The sequence below is a fragment of the Bradyrhizobium sp. genome, from assembly GCF_035484855.1.
In the GTDB taxonomy this organism is placed as follows: Bacteria; Pseudomonadota; Alphaproteobacteria; order Rhizobiales; family Xanthobacteraceae; genus Bradyrhizobium.
This window is the reverse complement of sequence record NZ_DATHOP010000191.1, coordinates 1-3030: the sequence shown is the minus strand read 5'-3', so window position 1 is coordinate 3030 and position 3030 is coordinate 1. Positions and strand designations below refer to the sequence as shown.

General features: G+C 62.8%; 4 protein-coding genes. 2 read left to right on the top strand and 2 right to left on the bottom strand.

Annotation, left to right across the window (positions count from 1 at the left end):
* On the bottom strand, positions 1-714 hold a 714-nt coding region (locus VK804_RS21810; RefSeq protein ID WP_325374089.1), incomplete at its 3' end, for an aspartate-semialdehyde dehydrogenase.
* A 109-nt stretch (positions 715-823) separates the two neighbouring features.
* On the opposite strand from VK804_RS21810, the gene VK804_RS21805 reads away from it, so the two are divergent.
* Entirely contained in the window at positions 824-1639 is an 816-nt protein-coding gene (locus VK804_RS21805; RefSeq protein WP_325374087.1) for a hypothetical protein, read from the top strand.
* A gap of 151 nt (positions 1640-1790) precedes the next feature.
* Complete coding sequence (locus VK804_RS21800; protein WP_325374086.1) at positions 1791-2177, top strand: hypothetical protein; 387 nt, start codon at positions 1791-1793, stop codon at positions 2175-2177.
* Between the two features lie 120 nt (positions 2178-2297).
* Here VK804_RS21800 and leuB read toward each other — a convergent pair.
* Positions 2298-3030, bottom strand: a 733-nt coding sequence (leuB, locus tag VK804_RS21795; RefSeq protein WP_325374085.1) for a 3-isopropylmalate dehydrogenase, incomplete at its 5' end; no start/stop codon positions are given.

Genomic DNA, 3030 nt, shown 5'->3' with positions numbered 1-3030 from the left:
CACCGGCACCCGCACGCAAGTAGCGGTCAGCTTGATTTTGGGATCAAGAATCTTCTTGGTCTCCATCATCATCTTCCACTCTTCCTTGGTGTAGCCGTCCTCCATGAACACGTCGATCTCGGGGATGACGTTGAAGGCGATACGCTTGGGGAATTTCTTGGTGACGAGTTCGCTATTGGTGTAGACGGCCTTGGTCTGCTGAAACAGCTCGTCCATGGCGTCCTTGCCGGCGCCCGAGACCGACTGATAGGTCGAGACCACGACGCGCTTGATCACCGCCTTGTCGTGCAGCGGCTTCAGCGCGACCACGAGCTGCGCGGTCGAGCAGTTCGGATTGGCGATGATGTTCTTCTTGACGAAGCCCTTCACCGCGTCGGCGTTGACCTCGGGCACGATCAGCGGCACGTCCGGATCCATCCGCCAGGCCGACGAGTTGTCGATCACGATCGCGCCGGCGGCGCCGATCTTCGGCGACCATTCCCTCGACACCGCGCCGCCCGCCGACATCAGGCAGATGTCGACGTCGGAGAAATCATAGTGCTCGAGCGCCTTGCACTTCAGGGTGCGATCGCCATAGGACACCTCGACGCCCATGCTGCGGCGCGACGCCAGCGCCACCACCTCGTCGGCGGGGAATTTGCGCTCGTCGAGGATGTTGAGCATTTCCCGCCCGACATTGCCGGTCGCTCCGACCACCGCGATCTTGTAACCCATCGTTCACTCTCCGATGAAATATGCCTCGCCCCCGCCGCCTGCGGAAAGGGAAGAGGCAGCGCTTCTATGCGAGAAACGCCGTTAAGACAACGTTATACAGCGAGACCGCTTGCGGTTCTCGGTCGGGCGTGGGCGTTTGATGCGATCGTTTCGGGCCATTGAGGCCAATCCCTCTTATTCGACCCGAATTCATCCGGCGCTGACCAGCTTCGCCGATGAATGCTGCGCCACGCTGGCGCGCCTGGTGGCCTATGTAGGCGCTCTGGCGCTGCTTGGCATCGTCGGCATCCATCTCTGGGACCAATTGCAGCTGGGTGACGCGGTCGAGACCGCGGCCCGAGCTGATTGGAGCGTGGCTGACCGTTCGTACCCCGCCTTCGCCGTCAGTCAGTCCGATTTTCCCGATAAAACAATGACCTACGAGGTGCTTCGGCACCCCGAAGGCGGCCGCAAGGACGTCATGCATTGGGCGGCGCCGGGCGAAAGGCCGGTGGCCGAGCTGCAAATCTACCGCCCCGGGGGCGAATTCGGCGACACTAACCACACAGCCGACATTGCGGCCCGAATGGACCCCAACGGCCCATTTGAGCTGGAAGCAGCCGGCGTGATCGACAGCAAGTTCGGCACGGTGATGCTGCTTCGCCGCCCCGGTGACGCCGGGGGCTGCCTTGGTTTCCTCAAGCGGATCGATCGGCCCGGTCTGGAGATTTCCGGCTGGTCATGCCAGGGCGAGACCTTGCCGGCCCGGCGGGCGGCAATCGGCTGCATGCTGAACCGGCTGATCCTGCTCACGGCCGGAAACGAGCCGAAACTGGCCGGATTGTTCGCCCGCGCCGAACTCCGGCGCGGCGATTGCGGTCCCGCCGCCAGTTCGGCGGACTGGGTGACGTCGGCGGAGACCCCCGCTCTGCGCGGCGGGTTGTGATCGGCCCCGCCGCCAAGGTGCTGGTTTTCAAGCAACTTTTGTGATGTTCCCGCATTATTGTCCGGCACTGTGGCCCGTTTGACCTTGTGGCCATATGGCTGCGGCCGCTAAAGTGCCGGCGAAATCGGCGCGTACCGCCTGTGAGGACACGATGACCTGGAATTTCCCTGTTGCGAAAAAGCTTGCGGTGCTGTTTGCGGCATCCGCCGTCGTCGGCCTCGCACTGACCCCGGCCAGCGCGCAGACCCAGCCCAAGCGCCAATACGACGACCGCGGCCGGCCCTATTACGGGACCAGCGGTCCGAACGTGACCTATCAGCAGGGGCCGCACACCCGCATCTATGTCACCAAGCGTTCCTGGCTCGATGCCGGCGTCGAAGTCCTGCCCGGCGATCGCAAGTTCACCGACTACGCCTTTCCGCCGGAGCTTGGCTATCCATCCTTCGCGCGCGAGAACAACAACCGCCCGATCGACCGCCAGCCGCTCAATCCGCCCTCCGACATGGGCGGTTATCCGCGCGGTATTCCGCTGTATTGATTTTGGCGTCAGTGAAATCGACGTCGTCATGGCCGGGCTCGTCCCGGCCATCCACGTCTTGCTTGCTTAAAGGAAGAAAGACGTGGATGCCCGGGACAAGCCCGGGCATGACGATCTTTCCTAAGCGTGCAGCTTCTGCAATTCCTTCAGGATCGCTTCGCCCATCTGCGTCGTGCTGACCGCCGTGGTCCCCTCCGACTTGATGTCGGCGGTGCGCAGGCCGCTGGCGAGCACCGCTGCGATCGCGGCATCGAGCTTGTCGGCAAGCTGGCCCATGTCGAAGGAATAGCGCAGCGCCATTCCGAACGAGGCGAGCATCGCGATCGGGTTCGCAAGCCCCTTGCCCGCGATGTCCGGCGCGGAGCCGTGCACCGGCTCGAACAGCGAGCGCCGCTTTTTGGTCTTGACGTCGATCTCGCCAAGCGAGGCCGACGGCAGCATGCCGAGCGAGCCCGTCAGCATCGCCGCGATATCGGAGAGCATGTCGCCGAACAAATTGTCGGTGACGATGACGTCGAACGATTTCGGCGATTTTACCAGGTTCATGCCGCCGGAATCGGCGAGCTGATGCTCGAGCGTGACATCCCTGTATTCGCGGTCATGCACCTGCGTGACGACCTCGTTCCAGAGCACGCCTGATTTCATGACGTTGCGCTTTTCCATCGAGGTCAGCTTGTTGCGGCGCTTGCGCGCGAGATCAAAGGCGACGCGTGCAATGCGCTCGATCTCGTAGGTGTCATAGACCTGGGTATCGATCGCGCGCTTCTGGCCGTTGCCGAGATCGGTGATGGTCTTCGGTTCGCCGAAATAGACGCCGCCGGTGAGTTCGCGCACGATCATGATGTCGAGGCCT

Excerpts from the sequence above, each read along its gene's own strand:
- VK804_RS21800 (WP_325374086.1), top strand. The coding sequence starts at position 1,791 with ATGACCTGGAATTTCCCTGTTGCGAAAAAGCTTGCGGTGCTGTTTGCG.